This window comes from Acinetobacter sp. Leaf130, assembly GCF_001423205.1.
Taxonomy (GTDB): domain Bacteria; phylum Pseudomonadota; class Gammaproteobacteria; order Pseudomonadales; family Moraxellaceae; genus Acinetobacter; species Acinetobacter calcoaceticus.
In genome coordinates, this window is the sequence record NZ_LMOE01000005.1 from 236,892 (window position 1) to 257,789 (window position 20,898).

Sequence of the window (20,898 nt, forward strand, 5' to 3'; positions counted from 1 at the left end):
ACCGTACTTATATTTAGGAAAGCACACTTCTATAATCGATTTATCTACTTTTCGATAAGAGTGTTTTCATAATGAAAAAGACATTAGTCATTGTTACGCATCCTCACATAGACCAGTCTATTGTAAATAAAAGATGGATTGAGGAACTAGAAAAACATCCCGATCAATTTACGATTCACCAAATTTATCAAGCCTACCCAGACGGGGTGATTGATGTTGCCAAAGAGCAAGCACTTGTCGAAGAACATGAAAATTTAGTCTTTCAATTTCCTGTGTATTGGTTTAACTGTCCACCGTTATTAAAGCAATGGCTTGATGAAGTTTTGGCATATGGTTGGGCTTACGGTTCAGAAGGCGACAAGCTCAAAAATAAAAATTTTATGTTGGCTTTATCTGCTGGTGGGCAAGAACAAGTTTATTCAGAAACTGGTGACTATCAAATTTCTTTGGAGAAGATTTTTACTCCATTTGAGCTAACAGCTTTATATGTTGGGGCAGTCTATCAACCACTTCATGCATTTTATGGTTTAGACACCAATCCTTCTGAAGACGACGTTGTTCCGACTCACCAAGACATAGACAATAATGCAATGCAGTATGTTCAGAAACTATTAGAGTTGTCTAAGTAAGTTTAGAGATGGGAAGGCCTAAGCTGATTAGTTTAGGTCTTTTAAAAGTGAAAAATAGTTTTGTTATCTTTCTGATTTTTGATAAATCATTTGCAAAAGTTAAATTTGTCTATAAGTTGAAAAATACAATAATACGTCTTTGGAAAAAATTATGAATATCGCGCCTTTTCCATTTCAAATTACAAACTGGGAAGAAATAGAAGTCACTGAATATAGCGGTGAAACTGGAAAAGCTTATTGGAAAACCCAATTTTTTGGTGAAGAAGGAAATAAAATTAGAGTAAGACTTGTAGAGTACTCGGCAAATTACTTAGCGGACCATTGGTGTGAAAAAGGGCACATATTATTTTGCCTTGAAGGTGAGCTAGAAAGTAGATTGAAGGATGGTCGAACATTTACTTTAACTTCGGGCATGAGTTATCAGGTAGGGGATAATTCAGAACCACATCAGTCTTTTAGCTTGAATGGTGCGAAGTTACTTATCGTTGATTAGATTTGTTGTTTTAAATTAGATGCTTATATTTAAAAATTAGTTAAGGCTGGCTGAGCTAGATAGAAGATTAAAAATCTTCTGTATTAATACTATTAAGATATCTCGAGGATTGAATATTTTGAACATCATTCATTTAACAGAATTATACTTTAATTCAAAAAAAATTTACCTGAATTGATAGATTTAGCTCAGACAGAATTTATTAGAATCATTGATCCAGAAACTAGCTATCTACTTATAACAGAAGATATCGCTACAAAAGGTCAAGTTTAAAGATAGGAAACCTAAACGAGGGTGGTAATAAGATTATTTAATATTTATGCCTAATAAAAGGAGATCTGAAAACTTTAGATCTCCTTTTGTCATAGAAACAACTTTTCAGAAAATTAATCTAAATTGTATTTTGTTTATAAGCAATTTCTATCAATTCAGATTCCTCTTCTTCATTGAGCTTTCTTTGAATTAATTCAATAATTTCATTCAAATCTTGAGCTGCTATAACTTCTGAAACTGAAAGAGACAAGTTGTAATTAAATGAAGAAAATTCAGTTTCAAGCGCACTAATAAATCTAACCGTACCAAGCGAGGCCAAGCCATTATCATTTAAACCAAGATCTCTGCTAACTTCCAAACCAGCTATGTTAGTAGCAGTTTTTAATACGATATTAGCAATATCTAAGGTAGGTTGTTCCTTTAGTTTTTGTTTTCTGGCTATTCCCAAAAGTTTCGAATAAATGTTATGAAGTAAGCTATCAAATGGTTGAACTAACTTTGCAAAGAGAACAACTAAACCTACAAGATAGAAATACTCATACCATTCTACAGGAACAGGTTCTGGGCTAAACCAATAGAAACTCTTACGATGTTCCCACCAGTTCCACCAATGTCCATGACGTGTAATCGCATAGTACCATTGCCCAACCATTTGATGAAATAGAAAACAAGCATAAGCTGTAGGTGCAAGAAAGTGAGATAAAGGACGTGCTCTTAAAATTCTAGCTGTTAGACCTTTTCCTGTACTAATTGCAAAAATCCATAGGAGAGTTAGAGGAGCAAATGAACGACTATAAATTTCATCCCAAATTCGATTCGTAATTCCTGGATCAGCATAACTATTTGCCTCTTCAGGTCTCATGAAATAAAAATCCACAGGAACTTTTGTAATTTCAGGGGTTAAATGAAAATAACCCTGTGAAACATGAGCAGCCGCAACACAAAGAATAATTATAGTAATACTATCTGCAATATAACCCCAAATTTGAGAACGTTTTTGTTCAGTTGGTCTAATTGCATCATATAAAAAAGCGGCTCCGATCCCTAATAAGAAATATATCATCCAGAAAGGCGCGAACAAGTAAAACCCTAGTCCAACAGCATTATCATTACCAGCTTCTAGTATTTGAGATGCTGAAGGAGTTGTCTTAATTCCCGTAATAGGGTCAAAAGGTCCATATCCCACAAAATCAATAGCATACCCATACCAAAAACCCCATAGGATAATCATATTGATAACTAGTCCAACACCTATGTAAAGTGATATTTTCTTTATATTCCCTCTATTCTTGTAGAGTGCATTATAGGCCAATGGAAAAACAACTAGGCATTGGAAATACATGGAGATAAACCATAAATAGAATCCTATAAACCAGCTTGCTCCCCAGAGTGGTGTTGCTTGAAGTCCAGTTAAATAAATTATTAATGATGAAATTACATTACCAGTCCATGAACTTTCTATTAATGGTGTACCTTGACAATATGAAGCCGTGCTATGTAAAGATGCCCAAGAAAAATTAGAAATGAAAGTTGAAGGTTCACAACTAACGAAGAGATTCGCCATTGCAAATATAATTGCCAATACATATAAAGGATACATTACAGCAATTTTTGATTTCACAAACGCGAATTTCTTTTGGATTAAACTAGGCATTAATATAGCTAAGGAAAAACCAGCTAATATAAAGAAACTGTTAACATGCCATTGGAATTGACGTAAATTATTAAAAGCATCCCATGAATTATTAGAGCCAAAATGCATGAACATAACATAACATGCGAGAATGAATCTAAATCCTGCTATTGAGTCCCAATCTACCTTAGGTTTATCCGGTGAAATATTTTTAGTTAATGTTTCTTTATTTGTATTTAAGTTAGCATTGGCTGGGGATTGGGTTGTAGTAATCTGAAGTGCCTGTGCCATGGAGTTGCGTTTGTATTTCTTGCTATTGGTCATTGGCAAATCTGTTTTGTTTGCAGTAGTCCATATAGAAGGAATTTTATGAATAGCAACTCCCTGTTCAATTAAAAATTTTCTTAATTGACCTGCCCATGTTTTTAAATTTTCCTTATCAAATTTGGGGTCGGAAGAAACAATTACGCAGCCAACTTCTTCTCCATAAATCTCAGAGGGAACGGGGAAGCAGATTGCAAGATCAATACCCGCGTAACCAATTAATTTATCTTCTATTTCACTAGGAGAGATTTGTTCTCCACCACGTTTAATTAATTCTTTGGAACGACCCTTTAATGTCAAGTTACCGAGATTATCTATTTGTCCCAAATCTCCCGTTAAAAACCAAACCTGCTCTTTAATTGCATCTGGTAACTTCATTAAAAATCTAGAATTTTGATTAGCTTCTAAATTATCCTTGTATCCTGAAAAAACTGTATCTCCTGAAATAGCAATTTCACCAGTAACTCCGTATGGTTGTGGGAGTAGAGTTTCTGGATTAACAATTATTAAAGAAGCGATTAGTGGTACACCAACAGAACCTTCTTGAATATCCCAACTCATTTCTGTTTGGATAGGCTGCGAAATTGGCATTAATTCTGACATGCTATATGTAGGTAGAACAGGACAGTCATAAGTGCGCATTAGTGCAATTCGATCTTCTTCCCTAAGAGCTGCAGCGCCTGAACGTATTAGCCTTAAATTATGTTCAGTCCATATTCCATCTTCATTCAAATACTTTTCATTATTTTGCTTAAGATATTGTAAGGTAGCAACATGAATGGTGGGTACGCTAGAATACCATGTAGGTTGAGGGCTTGATTCTGTTAAAGCTTCAACCATTAATTGTGGATTGTATAGACCGTCACACGTAATTGCAGCACCAACTGATAAACTAGCTAGAATTGAAGCTGATATTCCTCCGATATGATCTAATGGCATCACGCTATAAGTAATATCAAACTCATTAATTCCAATACTATTCGCTAAGATCGTGCTATTTAGAACTAAATCCTTTTGTTTTAGAGGAACAATTTTTGGAGTAGAGGTAGTTCCAGAAGTTCGTAATAATAAACAGTCATTTTCCGCAGATGACAATAAAGGAGGTAAAGATTCAAAATCTTTTAATGAGTTTTTAAATCTAAATAGGCCAGGAGCCTCATTACCTAGTATTTGAACATAGTGGAGTTGTTTACTAAGTTCAGCACAATATTTCTCACAAGCAGTAATCACACTTTTGGCATTTACATTTTCAAAAATTACAATGTGATCTACTTGGAGTTGTTTTAAGGCTTCTAGTGTCTCGTTTTCTGTCATCGTTACAGAAAGAGGGACTGCACATGCCTGAGCTGCTATTGTAAGAAAAGTAACAGCACTTTCAGCACTACCACCTGGAGGAGCTACATAAGCTATAATTTCGTTGTCTTTAACCCCTATTCTTCGAAGATCACCTTCACCCTTTGGGCTAAGAAATGCTAGCATCTGACCATATGTAGTACATAAACTTTGATCATTATTACGTGCATGCCTAAATAATGGCGCAGTAGATGTCCTTTTAGATAGTAAATCTACAATAGTATGTGGCTGATCTTTAGTACTAATATATACTTGAGTTGCTTGGTACTCATCGAAAACTTCTAAAGAGCTAAAGGTGCAAGATGTTCTCAGCGTACTGTTCGAACTATTTTTTGGTACTTTATTTTCAAGCGAATCTTTTATACTTTTTTTTATATGATCCGGTACATTACTATTAATTTCATGTCCACCATCTAAATATATTACTTGACTTATAATACTGCTATTTTCTAGAACAAAATTTTCAGAATAACTTTTTTGAACATCATGTTTTCCGATTAAATAAATAATACTTTGTGTTTTAAAATCATCTTTTCTTTTCGATAGACCTGCTAATCTACGAAGCTCTGAGATTGAGAGAGTAGAACCAACACATGCATAAATTAAATTTTTAAAAGGAAGTTGTGTAGAAATATCAAAAGACAACTCTCTTCCTAAATGACTTTTTACTGCTTCAAGCAAAATGGGATCATTCGGTAGATTGTTGATTAAATCAATAATATAACCGCCTTGACTAAAACCATAACCTATATCAAATGGGCCATATTTTTCAATAACTACTAAAACTTTTATAATAGCTTCACAAATATTTTTTAAAAGAATTTCGCTATTAACTTCATGCCATTGAGCTTTAGGTAGTAACCAAGAATACCATTCTTCATTAGTAATATTTGTTAATTCGGATAAACTAACTTCTGGTGTATCCACAGGAATAACACCATTAATATAGGTTATACTATAATTTTCATTAACAATTCCTAAATTTTGAAGTTGAAGCTCCGTAACTAATTTATTACTCCCCATTCCATGAAGAGCTAAAACTTTTTGTTGCACCGGTATTTCTTTATCAAACATTGTAGTTTCCGTTTTTAAAGAGATTTTTATAAAAACAAAAAATTTATAGTTTCATGGGGAAGAAAATCCCCATAAAACTATTATTCTTACTTTTGATAAAGAGCAACGATAGTGCTAGATGCCAAAGAGTGAGCTTTTACCATATAGCCTGTTAATGCTGCTGAAGCATTAGGTGGTAAATCTAGTTTTTCCGAAAGTGCATAAACAGTAAATTGATAGTGATGGATACCATGACCTTTAGGTGGGCAAGCACCACCAAAACCTGTCTGGCCATAATCATTTTTAATTTCAATTACATCTTTATTATTAAAATGTCCTGTACCAGAAGAAATAGAAGTGACTTCTAAAGGGATATTTACTGCCTGCCAGTGCCACCAGCCACTACCTGAAGGAGCATCTGGATCATAAGCCATAATTGCGTAGGCCTTAGTACCACTTGGTGCTCCACTCCACGATAATTGAGGAGATTTATTGCCTCCTTCACAACCAAAACCTTGAAATTCTTGGTCCTTTTTCATAAATTTATTAGCTGTAATATCACTACTTTTGAGTTGAAATTCTGCAGCCGATAAATGTGTGCATGTAATTAAAGGTAAAAGAAAAGCTAGGACAATTTTATTCATGAGAATCTTGACTCAAAAAAAGGTAAAAAATTCTAATATTTATTGTTATTTAATTTTATCTACAATAAATCACTTTTTAGCTTAAATTAATCAAAATCGCTATTTGTTAGTTAATTAGACAAGTTATAACATGTTTTTTATAAATTTTTGCTTTAACAAGGACTTCTCTTCTAAATGTACTATAATCTTTTTCTAAGCGGAATTTCATTATGATTGTATTGCCTCTAGTGTATGCCTTGTATAACTTAAAATTATTAAAATCGATCTTATTCTGTAAATAGTAAAAGAATGCCTTGAATATAGTTTCTTTTGCAGAAAATATACATGTTGCTGCTAAAAGATAATCAATCCCTGAATTTTTAATTATTTTTAACTCTTGATAAGTATAAATTTTATCGTGTAATGCTAAAAAATCTAATTTACTAATGATAGGTTCTATATCAATCCCTAGGAAATTTACATTTTTTGATTGAGTAGCTATACATATTGCAATATTTTCACTATGTGTTATTGAACCTATTATATTTAATGGGAAAATTGGTTCTTTGAATTTTCCCATTTCGACTTTTTGATAGAAGTAATCTTTCCTGATGGCAGATAATACTAACTGTGAAGCATAACGTCCTGCTAAAAATTCACTTTTTCTTTTTGCTGTACATGGACTTAAACTATCAGGAAAAAAAATTGACATTTGATTAAACATTTGAATGTCAAATTCTTTAAATTCAAACTCGCAATAGCCCATATATAAATTTAAATTCTGATTATAAAAAACTTTGTGTTTTTTTATAAAATAATTGGGAAGCGAACGATTACTATAGAAATTTAAGAAATTATTTAACACTATAAAATCATATCTTTATATTAAGTTTAGGGATAGCTGACCTATCCCTAAAATATTAATGTGCTAGGTCCTTCATTTCTTTAACTAACTTTGTAATACCTTGATATATATCTTTTAAGCTAGCTTTATCATCCATATAGGCAGGAGTAGTAACAAATAAATTTTGTTTATCTACTACACAGTCTGAGGTTTGACAGACATGGTGAATCGAGCCTGTTTTTTCAATTTCTTTAGCAATATTATCGTCAGAACCTAACGTAATATTTGGGTGTAAGTCTCCAAATGTAAGCGCCAAGAGCGCAGGAGAAATACATACTGCTCCGATAGGTTTCTTACTTTGGTGGAACGCTTTTAAAATTGAATTAATTTCAGAGTGTACACTTGCCTCTGCCCCTTTAAAGGCAAAAGTTGATAAATTTTTTGCGACTCCAAACCCACCCGGAAGTAGAAGACCGTCAAATTCACTTTTATCAAGTTTATCGAGTGATGAAATTTCACCACGGGCAATTCTTGCCGCTTCTTGTAAAATATTTCTGCTTTCAGCAGTATTTACTTCACCCTTTACATGATTCACAACATGAAACAAAGGTTCATCGGGTGCAAAAATTTGATATTCAATATTTGCTGCATCTAAAGCTAAGAGGGTTAAAACAGATTCTCTAATTTCAGAACCATCTAAATAACCACAACCCGATAAAATTACTGCTACTTTTTTCATCTACTTTCTTAAGAACCTTTTTTAAGTGTGCAAAAGATCTTAAGTTTTCTTCCTGAAAAATTTTATACGCAGAATTGCCATAAATTCGCCTTAAGTGAGCATTTTGGTTTTACGTAGCTCACGAGGGGTAAGACCAAACAAATTTTTAAATTGTTCTGTAAATCTAGATTGAGATTGATAGCCACATTGAAATGCAATGTCTCCAATACTTGTATTAGAGGTTTGAATTAGATGTAGGCCATATCCTAACCTCACTCTATTTCGGATGTCTTGAATACTATTTCCTTCGTTTTTAAGTTTTCTTCTTAGAGTGGAAGAACTCATAAAAAGCTGAGAGGCAATGAATTCAACTGTTAATTCTGTAGATAAATGATCAGAAATTAATGACTGAACCTTCTCAGTTAAACTTATATTTTTATTCATATTGGAAATATCTGTATAACCTGAATAATAAATAAGTTCTAAAAGCTCTCTTTTTCTAAACTTAAATGCAGAAGATGGGGCAATTGATGAGAAGTCTATAAATTGATGTAAAGCACTTTCTAAAAGAGGATTAAGTTGACCTTGAACATAATTTTTAGGATTTCCTGAAGTCTTAGGAAGTTCATTAAAGTCTTCAAATTCAAAATCGATGAGAAGAGCATAATATTCCTCTTGATTTGGAATATTACGCATATCAATGCTTGAGCTATTAGAAAGAAATATAAAAGAACCTGAAAAACATTCTATATCACCTCTACTACCAAGTTCTTTTACACCCTTTAAAATCACTATAAGTAAAGGTTTTGCAATAGGAACATTTTTAATTCTTTGTTCTTGATAAGCAGAATAAATGGAAAAAGGTAATTTTACATAAGAATGATAGTTAATAGCTTTCTTAGTTGATGAAATCAGGTTATCCATAATAAATTATATACGCATTAAACATAATTTGTAGACAGATAAGCAGGGGGATAGAAAATGTTCTTATAATTATAATATATTTTATTTTAATATGAAACTAATAGATGAGGTAAAATAAAATTATTGTATATAAAAAAAGCTTAAACCCATTAGGTTTAAGCCTCTTTAAATTTCAATTCTGGCGGTGAGAGAGGGATTCGAACCCTCGATACGCGCAAACGTATACACACTTTCCAGGCGTGCTCCTTAAGCCACTCGGACACCTCACCAAGGCGTGCGATAGTAACTAAAAAAACGAGTTCTGCCAAGATTTAAGATGAGCTTTACAGAAAAAAAATAATAGAGGTGATAAGATTGCGCTAAAAATCATATTGGTTTAATTACACAATGCAAAATACGGCCAAAAAAGCAACCTTGCCTGCCACGGCTTTGGCAGCTCTTGGGGTGGTCTTTGGAGATATTGGAACAAGTCCACTCTACGCCTTAAAAGAGTCCTTCCATGCAGCGCATGGGTTGGGAATTAAGCCTGAAAACGTATTAGGAATTTTATCTATTATTTTTTGGTGCTTAATGCTGATCATCAGTATTAAGTATGTCGCCATCGTCATGCGTGCAGACAACAATGGCGAGGGCGGGATCATGGCCTTACTCGCACTGAACTTACGTAAAGCCAAAATTGCCGATAACAAAAAAATCTACATGATTGCCATTGGTTTTATTGGTGCATCGCTGTTTTTTGGTGACGGTATTATTACCCCAGCCATTTCGGTACTCTCGGCAGTCGAAGGCTTGTCGATTGCAACCGATGTGTTTGACCCGTTCATCATGCCAATTGCGATTACCATTATCATCGCGTTGTTTTTGGTACAAAAACACGGTACTGCCTTTGTCGGTAAGTTTTTTGGCCCGATTACGATGGTGTGGTTTTTATCTTTAGGATTATTAGGTCTTCACAGCGTCATTCAAACCCCTGTGGTGTTAGGCATGTTTAGTCCACATTGGGCGATTCAGTTTATCTATCACAATCCAGTTATGACCTTTTTCGTGATGGGTGCTGTGGTATTAACAGTCACGGGTGGTGAAGCACTTTATGCTGATATGGGACATTTCGGACCAATTCCGATTCGTCTTGCATGGTTCATTGTGGTGTTGCCATGTCTGGTTTTAAACTACGCAGGACAGGGTGCATTACTTTTAAGAGACCCAGCGGCCATTCAAAACCCGTTCTATTTATTGGTGCCACAGTGGGCACTTTACCCAATGATTATTATGGCGACTATGGCAACCGTAATTGCCTCTCAAGCCGTAATTTCTGGGGTGTTTTCTCTTGCACGTCAAGCGATTCAATTGGGCTATTTACCACGTTTAAGCATTAAACATACCTCTGAGTCTGAAGAAGGCCAGATTTATGTTCCTTTCTTAAACTGGTTACTTTTAATCGCAATTATTATCTTAATTTTGATTTTCAAAAGCAGCTCAAACTTGGCAAGTGCTTATGGTCTCGCTGTAACCTTGACGATGCTATGTGATACGATTTTGGTTGCTGTGTTTATCTATTCGGCTTGGAAGTGGAGCATGCCAAAAGTGCTACTCCTCATTATTCCATTCTTTGTTTTAGAGTCGGTATTGGTGGGTGCAACTTCACTTAAAATCTTGTCGGGCGGTTGGGTGCCATTATTAATTGGTGCGATTGCAGTGACCATCTTAATGACATGGAAACGTGGTCGTGAGCTCACTTTTGCCAAGCTCGAACACGATACGTTATCACTCGATTTGTTTGTGAAAAGTATTGGTAATAGCGTGCACTGGGTTCCGGGTGATGCCGTCTTTATGACAGGTACACCGAACGTTGTACCACATGCTATGTTGCATAACATTAAGCACAATAAAGTGCTGCATCAGCGCAATATCTTGGTTACTGTAGTGATTGAAGATGTACCTTTTGTCGAACCAGAAGACCGTATTTCAACAGAAACCTTAGCTGAACATTTCTTCCGTATTAAGATTTTCTACGGCTTTAAAGATGAAATGAATGTACCAAAAGCACTCATGCAAGCCTATGAACAATTAGGTCTTGAATATGACTTAATGCATATTAGCTTCTTTATTTCCCGTGATCGTATTGTTCATTCGGTGGGTGATGGTATGTCTCCATGGAGAGAGAAACTGTTTATCTCTATGCAGCGTAATACCAGTCCGGTGAGTGACTTCTACCAAATTCCAACCAACCGTGTGGTTGAGTTAGGTAGTCAAATCGAAATATAAAAATTTGATGTATAAAAAAACCAAGACAAATGTCTTGGTTTTTTTATGGCCCAAATTATTGAGCTTGAACAGGTGCATCTGCTGGCAAAGCACCATCTTTTGCCATCGGGTCTGCCGACTGAGTTGAATCTGCCGCAGATGGTGCAGCATTCGGATCTTGTGGCGCTGGAGACGCCTGATCTTGTGCAGGTGGCACTGCATCAATTGGTGCTGGAGGTGCTGGTGGAACATCTGCCGGAATAGGAGCACCTGTAGGCGCTGCATTTGTCGGTGCAGCAGAAACTTGTTGTACTTGTCCGCTATTGACTAAATCGCTAATAGAACCAGGTTGGCCATTTACCGTTGTCGTAACTTTCACTTTAGACAAACTTTCTAAAGTATCTCCTGGTTGGACTGCTGGTTCAGCCAAAGCTGCCATACTACATAATCCCGTGATTACGCCAATACCAATAATCTTTGAATGGATCATTAAGTGGACTCCGATTATATTTTTATCCAAATTTGTGGAGCTAACCATGTCATAAGCAATCAGTGCTTTTCAACGAAAGATACGCAATTGGCGTAATTGAATAGCCAAAGCCTCTCATAATTCCAACAGATTGTTACGTAATGGGGAATGGAGTTACAAAAAAGATGACCATGTTTTAACCATTTGAAAGATAAGAGATATACTTAAAAAAGCAGGGTTGTTAAGCTGCGTGTGGACAGTGGTATTGATAGAAACATGGCAAGTAAAAAACGTAGTAAAGGTACAAACTCTTTTTCTCTAAGTGAGCATTTTGGCAAGATTATTCTTGCTTGTATTGCTGCGGGAAGTTTTGCAATTGCTTTTGGTAGTGAAAAGATTTCGCAGTGGTTTTCGCCTTTAAGTACTAACTCGACTTGTTTAAATCAGTTCTATCGTGAAGTTCCTCCTGCTTTAAATAAAGAAAGCTTAAAAAAAGACAGTTATCCGCTGTGCTTTAATGGCTTTAACGTTTTGTATTCAGGCATCTCTAAAACGCCGTTATGGTCGGCTGAGCATTTAAATGCAGAACGTTTGAGTGTCAAAATTAAGCGTGAAGATAACTTTCATGAAGAAACTCGTGTTGATCAAAAGCATCGGGCACTGTTAAGTGACTATCGTGGTTCAGGTTATGACCGTGGTCATATGGCACCGAATGGCGATATGCCAAATAAAAGCTCACAGTCTGATAGCTTCTCGTTAAGCAACATGGTGCCGCAAGCGCCTAAAAATAATCAGGAAGTTTGGCGTAAACTCGAAGAAGCCACACGCGCCATTGCGACCAAGCAAAAACAAGATGTATATGTTGTTACTGGCCCTGTTTTTGAGGGCAAACGCCTTAAAACTATTGGGAAAGGTGTAATCGTTCCAACCGCAATTTATAAAGCGGTGTATATGCCAAAAACTGGCGCTATTGGGGCTTACTACGCACCTAACAATAACTCTCTGCAAGTGAAAGTGGTGAGTGTTTGTTACCTTGAAGAACGCTTAGGTGTTAACTTGTTTCCACAGTTAACTGAGCAGCAAAAGCGTAATGTCTATCGTCTACCTTTAACGGCAGCATCGGTTAAGCCAAATCAGAAGCTAGACTATTTACATTGGGATGGGGAAAGCCAATGTGAGCAGGACTTAAATGCTGATCAAATTAATGTGTTACAAGATCAGTTTAAAAAGCAAAAAAGTGGTTCTTCAGAACCGATGGAAGCAAAAGTTCCAAGCATTGATGAAGAAACACGCCAAGCCATTGTGAAGCAACTGGTTGAAGCATTGGTGAACTATTTCTTACAAATAATGAAATAAGCAGTTTTTTTGATTGTTATTGCAACACCGTAATTATTTAAAATAGAATCCATAGACAGATCTGTCTATGGATTCTATTTTAATAAGGACAATAACAATGTTTGCCTCGATGTTTCTTTTTTCATTTGCAATGTCTATTACCCCCGGTCCCGTAAATACCGTGATTTTATCGACCAGTTTAAATCATGGTTTAAAAAGGTCGCTTCCTTACATTTCAGGCGCGACCATTGGTTTTACCTTACTTTTGATTTTTATGGCATTTGGGCTGCAAAGTTTATTAACTCAGTTTCCTGTTGTATTAAAAATTCTTGCGATTTGTGGAACGTTATTTGTTTGTTATATCGGTATAAAAATTATTCTCTCGGCTACCAACATTTCTATTTCAAGTACTCCTGTAGAACAGATGATTATTCCCAATTTTAAAGATGGTTTCTTGTTACAGTGGCTCAATCCGAAAGCATGGTTGGCTTGTGTATCGGGTATTACCATGTTTACAAGCATTGAAAATCCGCAGTCTTTACCCATCTTTATCATTATTTATTTTTTCACTTGCTATGCGTGTTTATTCTTTTGGGGACTATGTGGTGATAAATTTTCGGTGGTGCTTAACCATGGCAACCGTTTGAAATATTTTAATATCCTGATGGGAGCATTTCTAATTTTATCGGCACTTTTAATTTTGATTGATTTTTTTTAAATTGGTCGTATTACACTGTGAACATATAACAACGAGACAACACTTATGTTTAAGCCATTTGAAAAGGGTACAGAGTCTTCTTCAATTGAAGATTTAACATTAGAAAATGATGTCGATTGCGTCAGCATTTATGGCAACTTGCAAATTACCAAAGACAAAGTCGGGTTAGAACAAGCGAAGGCTTTACAGAGCTTTTTAAACGATGTAGTTGCGGCTTTGGAAAAAGAAGAATTGCCTGAGAAAATTGAACGTCCAGCTGAAAAAGAAATTAATAATCCGTTTTTATAATTTATGCATTCTTTGTGTGATGTTTAGCATAGTCATGCTGCCATACAGTCTTTAATAATGCCAAGTTAGGTCTTATTGAGTGTGTATAGACATTTCTTACTTTTGAAAGCCCAAAAGTAAACAAAAGGCTTTGTTGATCAGAGGGTAAATCCATGTACCCCTGCTCAACAGGTGACATCCATGTCACCCACTGCGATAGCATATTGAGGCTATTGATATAAAGAATTAATCCTTATCCCCAGCAACCACCTTATAAATAAGCGCACCAATCACAGCACCCAAAATCGGCGCCACCCAGAACAACCACAACTGACTTAAAGCAGCAGTTTCAGCAAAGAACGCGACACCTGTACTACGTGCAGGGTTCACAGAAGTATTCGTGACTGGAATACTGATTAAGTGAATAAGCGTTAAGCCCAAACCAATAGCAATAGGGGCGAAGCCAGCAGGTACACGCCCATGTGTTGATCCTAAAATAATGATTAAGAAGAAAGCAGTAAGTACCACTTCAATAATAAAAGCAGAACCTAAGCCAAACTTGTTTGGTGATAAATCACCGAAACCATTTGAAGCAAAACCACCAACACCGCTAAAGCCAGCTTGACCTTGAGCAATAATGTAAAGAACAAATGCAGCAGCAGTCGCACCAACCACTTGAGCAACAATATAAGGAATCAAATCTTTAACATCGAAGCGGCCGCCGACCCAAAGGCCAACACTTACCGCGGGATTAAAATGTCCACCTGAGATATGCCCTAGAGCATAGGCACCTGTGAGTACGGTTAAACCAAAGGCAAGGGCTACACCTGCAAAGCCAATACCAAGTTCAGGGAAAGCTGCGGCTAATACTGCGCTACCACAACCACCAAAGACTAGCCAAAACGTACCTAGAAATTCAGCAAAATATTTATTCATTCTGATTACTCATTTATTTAATCTATTTTAATTAATGTGAATTACGTCACATAAATTTGAAGCATGTGACTATATGAAATTTTTGTTTTCAGTGTTGTTTTATTCAAGAAAAGATTTGTAAGTTTTGGTTGGTTATTCTTTGTCTAAAAATTGATCTCGCCATTGTTGTGGTGTTTGATTGGTCCAATGTTTAAATGCTCTTTGAAAAGCACTTTGTTCTGAATAACAAAGCAAAAGAGCAATCTCTTGTAAGCTTAAATGCGGATCTTTTAAATACTCGGTTGCGAGCATAAACCGTACTTGCTGAACACGTTCCTGAAAGGTGGTGTTTTGTTGTTGCAAATGACGTTGGAGTTGTCGAACAGAAAGGCCTAGCTGAGTTGAAATATATTCAATTTGATATTGATCCTTTTGTAGCCCAGTCAAAATTGAGTGCTGTAAGCGTTGATCAAGTTGTGTCGAATTTGGTAATTGTTCTAAAAGCGCTTGAGCTTGTTGAACCAGTAATTGTTGTAGCGTGTGGTCAGCACTGCTCAGAGGCTTATTAATTTCAGTAATTGGAATGAGTAATTGGGTACGGGGCTGGCTAAAACGAACTGGACATTGAAAGTATTGTTCATAAACCCTGATGTTTTTAGGTGGGGCATTTAAAAAATGTACTTCATGCAAATGCACATCTTGGTGAGACATAAAAAGGCGTAAAAATTGAATAACCAGAGCAATAGCGATTTCATCGGTAAGTTGGGTAGGGTGCAACTCTGTAGCTTCCCAGCGAATAGATGCATATTGCCCATAGAGCTCAACCACTAACGGACTTCCGTCATAAATTAGGCGGTGAAAATCATGATAACGAATTAACGCTTCACCTAAGTTGTCGCAAGAGAGTGCAAGGTAGGCAATAATTCCTAAGTGTTTGGGTTGTACATATTTGGCAATTTCTAGACCTAAACCCGGCTTGGGGTTTAATTTATAGATGACTTCTAATAAATCACGCCAAACCACATAGTCAAAGCGTTCCAGATTTTGAATTTGTTCTAATTGCTCTGGTACTGCTAACTGATTGGCTTCGCAGTAAGCTTTTAATAGGTGTCCGAGTCCTCCATAGACTGAACCCGTATAATTTTTTAGTTGTGGCATCCCTGACCACCTTTTTCTTGTCGTGATTTGTCAATGAAACCATAAATTCTGGTCAATACATAGCATATCGAATTTTATATTCTGAATAAAAAGAAAAAGGAGTAAAGCGATGTTAAAAGGGTTTATTGCCGGAATTGCGGTTGCCAACGCATTTGAATGGGTAGCTCATAAATATATTTTGCATGGGGTACATCGTGCTGGACAACCGAGATATAGCCCTGTGCCAAAAAGCATGGAGTCACATTGGGCACATCATCGTGAAGTACGCAAACAGCAATTTCATGATGATTGTTATGTGGAGGGTGTTGGAAACTGGCGGACTAAAAATGAGTTAATTTCACTAGCCGTGGTGGCAACCGTTTCAAGTGCAATTTTCTATCCATTTTCAAAAGGCATGGCACTTGCAGCTTGGTACAGTGCTGGAAATTATTATTATATTCATCGTCGTGCACATCTGGAGCCTGAATGGGCGAAGCGTAAAATTCCGTGGCATTATGATCACCACATGAACTCTAATCAAGATGCCAATTGGTGTGTGACCAAGCCTTGGTTTGATTATGTGATGGGAACACGTGTGGTGTCTTCGGCAGATTTAAAAGAACAAAATCCTTTGGGCGTACGGTTACCGACAGTGATTGCTAAACCTTTATCTCAAGCTGTAGAAAAAATCTTTCCTGCAAAATGGGTCGAGAAAAAAGAAAAGCCTAAACTCATCGGTGATCTGAATGTTGTAGACGGTGCTGCATAAAAAAATAAAGGGGCATATCGCCCCTTTAAATATCAATAGACTTACAAGCGCATTTCGATGCCTTGTTCAGCTAAATATTGTTTAGCTTCTGGAATTGTATATTGCCCAAAGTGGAAAATACTTGCTGCCAATACTGCATCGGCACCACCTTGTAAAATACCGTCTGCAAGATGTTGTAAGTTACCTACACCGCCTGAAGCAATCGTTGGAACGGTAACGCGGTCATTAATAGCACGCATTAAAGCAATATCGTAACCTGCTTTAGTACCGTCGGCATCCATACTGGTAATGAGTAACTCACCCGCGCCATAATCAGCCATTTTTACGGCCCATTCAATCGCATCGATACCGGTTGGTTTACGACCACCGTGGGTAAAGATTTCCCATTTGTTGTCGCCAGTCTTTTTGGCATCAATCGCAACCACAATACATTGCGCGCCAAAGTGCTGTGAAGCTTCTTGAACAAATTCAGGATTAAATACGGCTGCTGAGTTAATACTCACTTTATCCGCACCTGCATTTAATAACGAACGGATATCTTCAACTTTACGTACACCACCACCGACAGTCAATGGCACAAATACAGTCTCGGCCATACGCTCAACAGTACGGTAAGTGGTATCGCGTCCATGATGTGTAGCGGTAATATCTAAGAAAGTAATTTCATCTGCACCTTGTTCGTTATAGCGACGTGCCACTTCAACAGGGTCGCCAGCATCACGAATATCGAGGAATTGAACGCCTTTAACTACGCGTCCGTTATCAACGTCTAGGCAAGGAATAATACGTTTAGCAAGCATAGCTTTTTCCAAAAATAATCGCCGTTGGTGAAAGTTCCTACACAGGCGCTACACCTTCATGGAGGGAAGAGGTATTCTATCAAACTTCACAGATGTTTTTTGCAGGTTTTCCATGTCGGTTTATACCCCGTTGAGTTTAGATGAAGTTCGCGCCTTTGCTGCACCTTATGGATTAGAGGTGTTGGAGCTGAACCCAATTCAGGGAGGTATTCAAAACACCAATTATTTTCTGGTTGATGTAAACCGTAAACAATATGTACTCACCGTATTTGAAGAGTTAGATGCACAAGGAGCAGGCGAGCTGATTCCTGTTCTTGAACAATTGGGGACTCATGATGTACCCGTTGCTGTGCCGTTAAAACATAGCGGACAAGCGGTTCATGTTATTGCAGAAAAACCTGCACAGATTGCACCACGTTTAATGGGCCACCATCCCATGCAAACCACAGTCGCACAAGTTGCCGCAATTGCAGACGCACAGGCAAAACTGCATGTCGCTTTGCAAGATTTTCCGCTTGAGCGTGAATATAGACGTGATCATCAATACTGGACAGGCGTTGCAGAGCAGCTTAAACCAAACATGACGCAAGATGACCAAAATTTACTTGAACAGGTCTATCAAGCTTTTAATGCTAAAACAGCGCAGTATTCAAATCGACCAACAGGTTTTATTCATTCAGATTTGTTCCGCGACAATACCTTGTTTGAAGGCGAGCAATTACAAGGTATTTTAGATTTTTACGAGCTCAATCAAGACGAGTTACTGTTTGATATTGCGATTACCATCAATGATTTTTGTACCGAATATCCAGAAGCACATTTAAACTCAGACAAAGTAGCAGCTTACTTAGAGGCATATCAAAAAATTCGTGCGCTTACTTCAGATGAACTTGAATGTTTAGATGTATTCTTAGCAATGGCGGCGTGCCGTTTCTGGTCGATGCGTTTGCAAGTTGCTCAAAAAAATAAAGAAGAAGGACGTACAGGCGACGACATTTTGCAAAAAGATCCGCAAGAAATGCGAGCAATGATGCAAGATCGTTTAAGCCATGTAAAAGGATAAGGAATAAAGATGCGAGATCAGGGGCGATTAGTCGAATGGTTCGACGAAAAAGGTTATGGCTTTATTCAGCCAGATGATGCTGAAAAAGAGCGAGTCTTTTTGCATATCAAAGATTTTGCACGCCCCGGTCCTCGGCCAATTATTGGCTGTGCACTGGAATATCTGATTATCCTTGATGAACGTGGTCGCTTTCGTGCCCAGCAGGTAACCTATTTAAAGGCATCTCAAACTCGTAAAGCTCCAAAGCCAACAAAAACAGAATCTTCATTTCAGGCAAAACCATGGTCTGCCATGCAAATGGGGATCGTATTTTATTTTGTTTTAATGGGCATTATGAGCTTTATGCATACTTTGCCAGCTTACACCTTGTTGTTTGTTTTAATGATGAATGTGCTGAGTTATTGGCTCTATTCACAAGACAAGGAAGCTGCACAATTGGGTAATCGCCGTGTGCCTGAACAAACATTGCATATTGTCAGCTTTTTAGGGGGCTGGCCTGCTGCATGGTGGGCACAACAAAAACTGAGACATAAAACACAAAAACAACCCTTTCGTAAGATTTATTTTTGTACCATATTCCTTCATTTACTTTTGATTTTGTGGCTAATTTCTCCCTTAAACGTATTGCGGGGCTCATAAAAGTAAATCGTTTTATTAAACTCGAGAGGTATAAAAATGAATAGTTCTATCGACCAAGATTCAAATCGTACTTTAACGCTTATTTTATATGTACTTTATATTGTTGCCATTTTTACAGGCGGCTTACTTGCGGTTATTGCTCTAATTATTAACTACGTGAAACGTTCTGATGTACAAGGTTCAATTTTTGAGAGCCACTTTACATGGCAAATCAGAACATTTTGGTGGTATCTGGCTTGGAATATTATCGCCTTTTTGCCGTTTATTTTCTTGTTCTTTACTGGTGAAAATCCTGATCTGTTTGCAGGGGTTGCAGTCTCATCGACCGTATTCTGCGTAGGCGTAATTGCTGCTGCGTGGATTTGGATTGTATATCGTGCAATTCGCGGTTTGATTGCGTTAAATGATAATAGACCGATGTATCAATAAACCATGATTATTGAACATGTGCATTTGAGCATAAAGGCTGGGCAAAGTGAGGCGTTTCTTGAGGCATTCGAGCAAGCTAAACATATTGTCTATCCAATGGAAGGCTTTAATGCTGTCCAACTCATTAGGCATGCAACTGATCCTCATCATTATATTTTAATGATTTTTTGGGATGAGATTGAAAATCATACCGAAGGGTTTAGAAAGTCTGAAGCTTATCAGGAGTGGAAGGCATTGCTCCATCCATTTTATGATCCAATGCCGACAGTTGAGTACTATCAACCCTGTATTTTATTGAAGAAAAAATAATTGATAAAAAAGAGAGCATTTCGCTCTCTTTTTTATTCTTGAATTCTTTTGACTTTTTGGGTCGGTAACTTAATTTTTAACTCACTCACTAAAACACCTAATACCACTAAAGCACCACCAAATAGGGCAATAACTGGTAAACGCTCACCTGCAATTCGACCAATAATGCCCGCCCAAACGGGTTCTCCTGCATAAATAATTGCAGCCCGTGAAGGGTCAACCACACGTTGAGCCCAGTTCATCACAAATTGAATGAGTGCGCTGGCTAAGCCTAATGCAACCGCAATCAGTACAAGAGGCCATGAAAATGCCGGAATCGTATGTTCACCAATCACAGGCATAATGGCAAAAGAAATTAGAGATGCGACAGCGAGTTGAATGATGGTGACACGGCGTAAATTTACTTTTCCAGCAAAGTAGCTAATAAAAATAATCTCTAAAGCAATCGCAAATGCGCCCAGTACTGTTAAAAGCTGCCCAAAACTTAAGGAGATTTTCTCAAAGCCATTTCCTGTCAACAAAACAAGACCAGCAAAAGCCAGAGCTGCTCCAACCCAAGTCATAATGTGTGGAACTTTTCTAAAGATAAGCCACATTAAAAGAGGGACAAGCGGCACATAAAGTGATGTTAAAAACGCGGATTCACTACTTGGAATAGTTTGAAGACCAATCGTCTGTGTGCCATAGCCCGCCGCAATTACAAGGCCAATCGCACTCCCTGCACCTAAATCTTTTAACGTTATGCCTTTCATACTTTTTAATGAAATAACTAATAACGTTAAGGCAGCTACAGCAAAGCGACAGCCCACAAAAAACATAGGTGACGAAAAATTCAGTGCATACTGCACAGTAAGGAATGTTCCACCCCAAATAATGGTAATTAGGATAAGAGCTAGCTGTGGGGCTTTGCTTGAGCTCAGAGAAATTGGTGACATAT

22 protein-coding genes and 1 tRNA gene are annotated in these 20,898 nt (G+C 37.1%); 11 read left to right on the forward strand and 12 right to left on the reverse strand.

Annotated elements, in window-relative coordinates:
* Positions 1-71: 71 nt before the first annotated feature.
* Together ASF86_RS11665 and ASF86_RS11670 are read left to right on the forward strand one after the other, a co-directional pair.
* On the forward strand, positions 72-629 hold the full coding sequence (locus ASF86_RS11665; RefSeq protein ID WP_056482295.1) for an NAD(P)H-dependent oxidoreductase: 558 nt from the start codon (positions 72-74) through the stop codon (positions 627-629).
* Between the two features lie 151 nt (positions 630-780).
* Positions 781-1,122, forward strand: coding sequence for a DHCW motif cupin fold protein (locus ASF86_RS11670; protein WP_001017478.1), 342 nt, complete (start codon positions 781-783; stop codon positions 1,120-1,122).
* Positions 1,123-1,513: 391 nt separating this feature from the next.
* On the opposite strand, the gene ASF86_RS11675 is transcribed toward ASF86_RS11670, so the two are convergent.
* From ASF86_RS11675 to ASF86_RS11700, 6 genes are all read right to left on the reverse strand, one after another.
* A complete protein-coding gene (locus ASF86_RS11675) occupies positions 1,514-5,779 on the reverse strand; it encodes an AMP-binding protein (protein ID WP_056482299.1) in 4,266 nt (1,421 codons plus the stop codon).
* A gap of 86 nt (positions 5,780-5,865) precedes the next feature.
* Positions 5,866-6,402: a YbhB/YbcL family Raf kinase inhibitor-like protein gene (locus tag ASF86_RS11680; RefSeq protein WP_056482302.1), complete on the reverse strand. Its 537-nt coding sequence runs from the start codon at positions 6,400-6,402 to the stop codon at positions 5,866-5,868.
* 106 nt (positions 6,403-6,508) lie between these two features.
* The gene (locus ASF86_RS11685) at positions 6,509-7,246 is read right to left on the reverse strand and encodes a 4'-phosphopantetheinyl transferase family protein (protein ID WP_227508796.1); all 738 of its coding nucleotides are present in this window, start codon (positions 7,244-7,246) and stop codon (positions 6,509-6,511) included.
* A gap of 55 nt (positions 7,247-7,301) precedes the next feature.
* Complete coding sequence (elbB, locus tag ASF86_RS11690; RefSeq protein WP_056482305.1) at positions 7,302-7,964, reverse strand: isoprenoid biosynthesis glyoxalase ElbB; 663 nt, start codon at positions 7,962-7,964, stop codon at positions 7,302-7,304.
* Positions 7,965-8,054: 90 nt separating this feature from the next.
* Entirely contained in the window at positions 8,055-8,867 is an 813-nt protein-coding gene (locus tag ASF86_RS11695; protein ID WP_056482309.1) for a helix-turn-helix transcriptional regulator, read from the reverse strand.
* A gap of 179 nt (positions 8,868-9,046) precedes the next feature.
* Positions 9,047-9,136: transfer RNA gene (locus tag ASF86_RS11700), tRNA-Ser, on the reverse strand.
* Between the two features lie 118 nt (positions 9,137-9,254).
* Between ASF86_RS11700 and ASF86_RS11705 the strand changes: the two genes are divergently transcribed.
* Positions 9,255-11,132 (forward strand): potassium transporter Kup, encoded by a 1,878-nt coding sequence (locus ASF86_RS11705; RefSeq protein WP_056482314.1) that lies wholly within the window; start codon positions 9,255-9,257, stop codon positions 11,130-11,132.
* Positions 11,133-11,187: 55 nt separating this feature from the next.
* On the opposite strand, the gene ASF86_RS11710 is transcribed toward ASF86_RS11705, so the two are convergent.
* On the reverse strand, positions 11,188-11,601 hold the full coding sequence (locus tag ASF86_RS11710) for a hypothetical protein (protein ID WP_056482316.1): 414 nt from the start codon (positions 11,599-11,601) through the stop codon (positions 11,188-11,190).
* A gap of 255 nt (positions 11,602-11,856) precedes the next feature.
* On the opposite strand from ASF86_RS11710, the gene ASF86_RS11715 reads away from it, so the two are divergent.
* The 3 genes from ASF86_RS11715 to ASF86_RS11725 all read left to right on the forward strand — a co-directional run bounded on the left by ASF86_RS11715 (position 11,857) and on the right by ASF86_RS11725 (position 13,921).
* Positions 11,857-12,936 carry a DNA/RNA non-specific endonuclease gene (locus ASF86_RS11715; RefSeq protein WP_056482319.1) on the forward strand — a complete coding sequence of 360 codons (1,080 nt, stop codon included), beginning with the start codon at positions 11,857-11,859 and terminating at the stop codon, positions 12,934-12,936.
* 97 nt (positions 12,937-13,033) lie between these two features.
* Positions 13,034-13,633 (forward strand): LysE family translocator, encoded by a 600-nt coding sequence (locus tag ASF86_RS11720; RefSeq protein ID WP_045433533.1) that lies wholly within the window; start codon positions 13,034-13,036, stop codon positions 13,631-13,633.
* A 45-nt stretch (positions 13,634-13,678) separates the two neighbouring features.
* Entirely contained in the window at positions 13,679-13,921 is a 243-nt protein-coding gene (locus ASF86_RS11725; protein WP_003653912.1) for a hypothetical protein, read from the forward strand.
* Position 13,922: 1 nt separating this feature from the next.
* Here ASF86_RS11725 and ASF86_RS11730 read toward each other — a convergent pair whose 3' ends face one another.
* From ASF86_RS11730 to ASF86_RS11740, 3 genes are all read right to left on the reverse strand, one after another.
* Positions 13,923-14,099, reverse strand: coding sequence for a hypothetical protein (locus tag ASF86_RS11730; protein WP_081407696.1), 177 nt, complete (start codon positions 14,097-14,099; stop codon positions 13,923-13,925).
* A gap of 47 nt (positions 14,100-14,146) precedes the next feature.
* Positions 14,147-14,836: an aquaporin Z gene (gene aqpZ / locus ASF86_RS11735; protein WP_056482324.1), complete on the reverse strand. Its 690-nt coding sequence runs from the start codon at positions 14,834-14,836 to the stop codon at positions 14,147-14,149.
* A 132-nt stretch (positions 14,837-14,968) separates the two neighbouring features.
* On the reverse strand, positions 14,969-15,973 hold the full coding sequence (locus ASF86_RS11740) for an AraC family transcriptional regulator (protein WP_056482332.1): 1,005 nt from the start codon (positions 15,971-15,973) through the stop codon (positions 14,969-14,971).
* A gap of 109 nt (positions 15,974-16,082) precedes the next feature.
* Between ASF86_RS11740 and ASF86_RS11745 the strand changes: the two genes are divergently transcribed.
* Entirely contained in the window at positions 16,083-16,721 is a 639-nt protein-coding gene (locus ASF86_RS11745) for a hypothetical protein (RefSeq protein WP_056482335.1), read from the forward strand.
* A gap of 41 nt (positions 16,722-16,762) precedes the next feature.
* Here the strand turns inward: ASF86_RS11745 and hisF are convergent, their stop codons facing one another.
* Positions 16,763-17,521 carry an imidazole glycerol phosphate synthase subunit HisF gene (gene hisF, locus ASF86_RS11750; RefSeq protein ID WP_056482336.1) on the reverse strand — a complete coding sequence of 253 codons (759 nt, stop codon included), beginning with the start codon at positions 17,519-17,521 and terminating at the stop codon, positions 16,763-16,765.
* Between the two features lie 112 nt (positions 17,522-17,633).
* Here hisF and ASF86_RS11755 point away from each other — a divergent pair, with 112 nt between their 5' ends.
* From ASF86_RS11755 to ASF86_RS11770, 4 genes are read left to right on the forward strand one after another with little or no spacing between them, the layout of a single operon-like run.
* Complete coding sequence (locus tag ASF86_RS11755) at positions 17,634-18,584, forward strand: homoserine kinase (protein ID WP_056482338.1); 951 nt, start codon at positions 17,634-17,636, stop codon at positions 18,582-18,584.
* A 9-nt stretch (positions 18,585-18,593) separates the two neighbouring features.
* Positions 18,594-19,223, forward strand: a complete 630-nt coding sequence (locus tag ASF86_RS11760; RefSeq protein ID WP_017388602.1) for a DUF1294 domain-containing protein — start codon at positions 18,594-18,596, stop codon at positions 19,221-19,223.
* A 36-nt stretch (positions 19,224-19,259) separates the two neighbouring features.
* Complete coding sequence (locus ASF86_RS11765) at positions 19,260-19,652, forward strand: DUF4870 family protein (protein WP_005038196.1); 393 nt, start codon at positions 19,260-19,262, stop codon at positions 19,650-19,652.
* Between the two features lie 3 nt (positions 19,653-19,655).
* Positions 19,656-19,961, forward strand: a complete 306-nt coding sequence (locus ASF86_RS11770; RefSeq protein ID WP_005038198.1) for an antibiotic biosynthesis monooxygenase family protein — start codon at positions 19,656-19,658, stop codon at positions 19,959-19,961.
* 32 nt (positions 19,962-19,993) lie between these two features.
* Here the strand turns inward: ASF86_RS11770 and ASF86_RS11775 are convergent, their stop codons facing one another.
* Positions 19,994-20,896 (reverse strand): DMT family transporter, encoded by a 903-nt coding sequence (locus ASF86_RS11775; RefSeq protein ID WP_056482341.1) that lies wholly within the window; start codon positions 20,894-20,896, stop codon positions 19,994-19,996.
* Between the last annotated feature and the right edge of the window lie 2 nt (positions 20,897-20,898).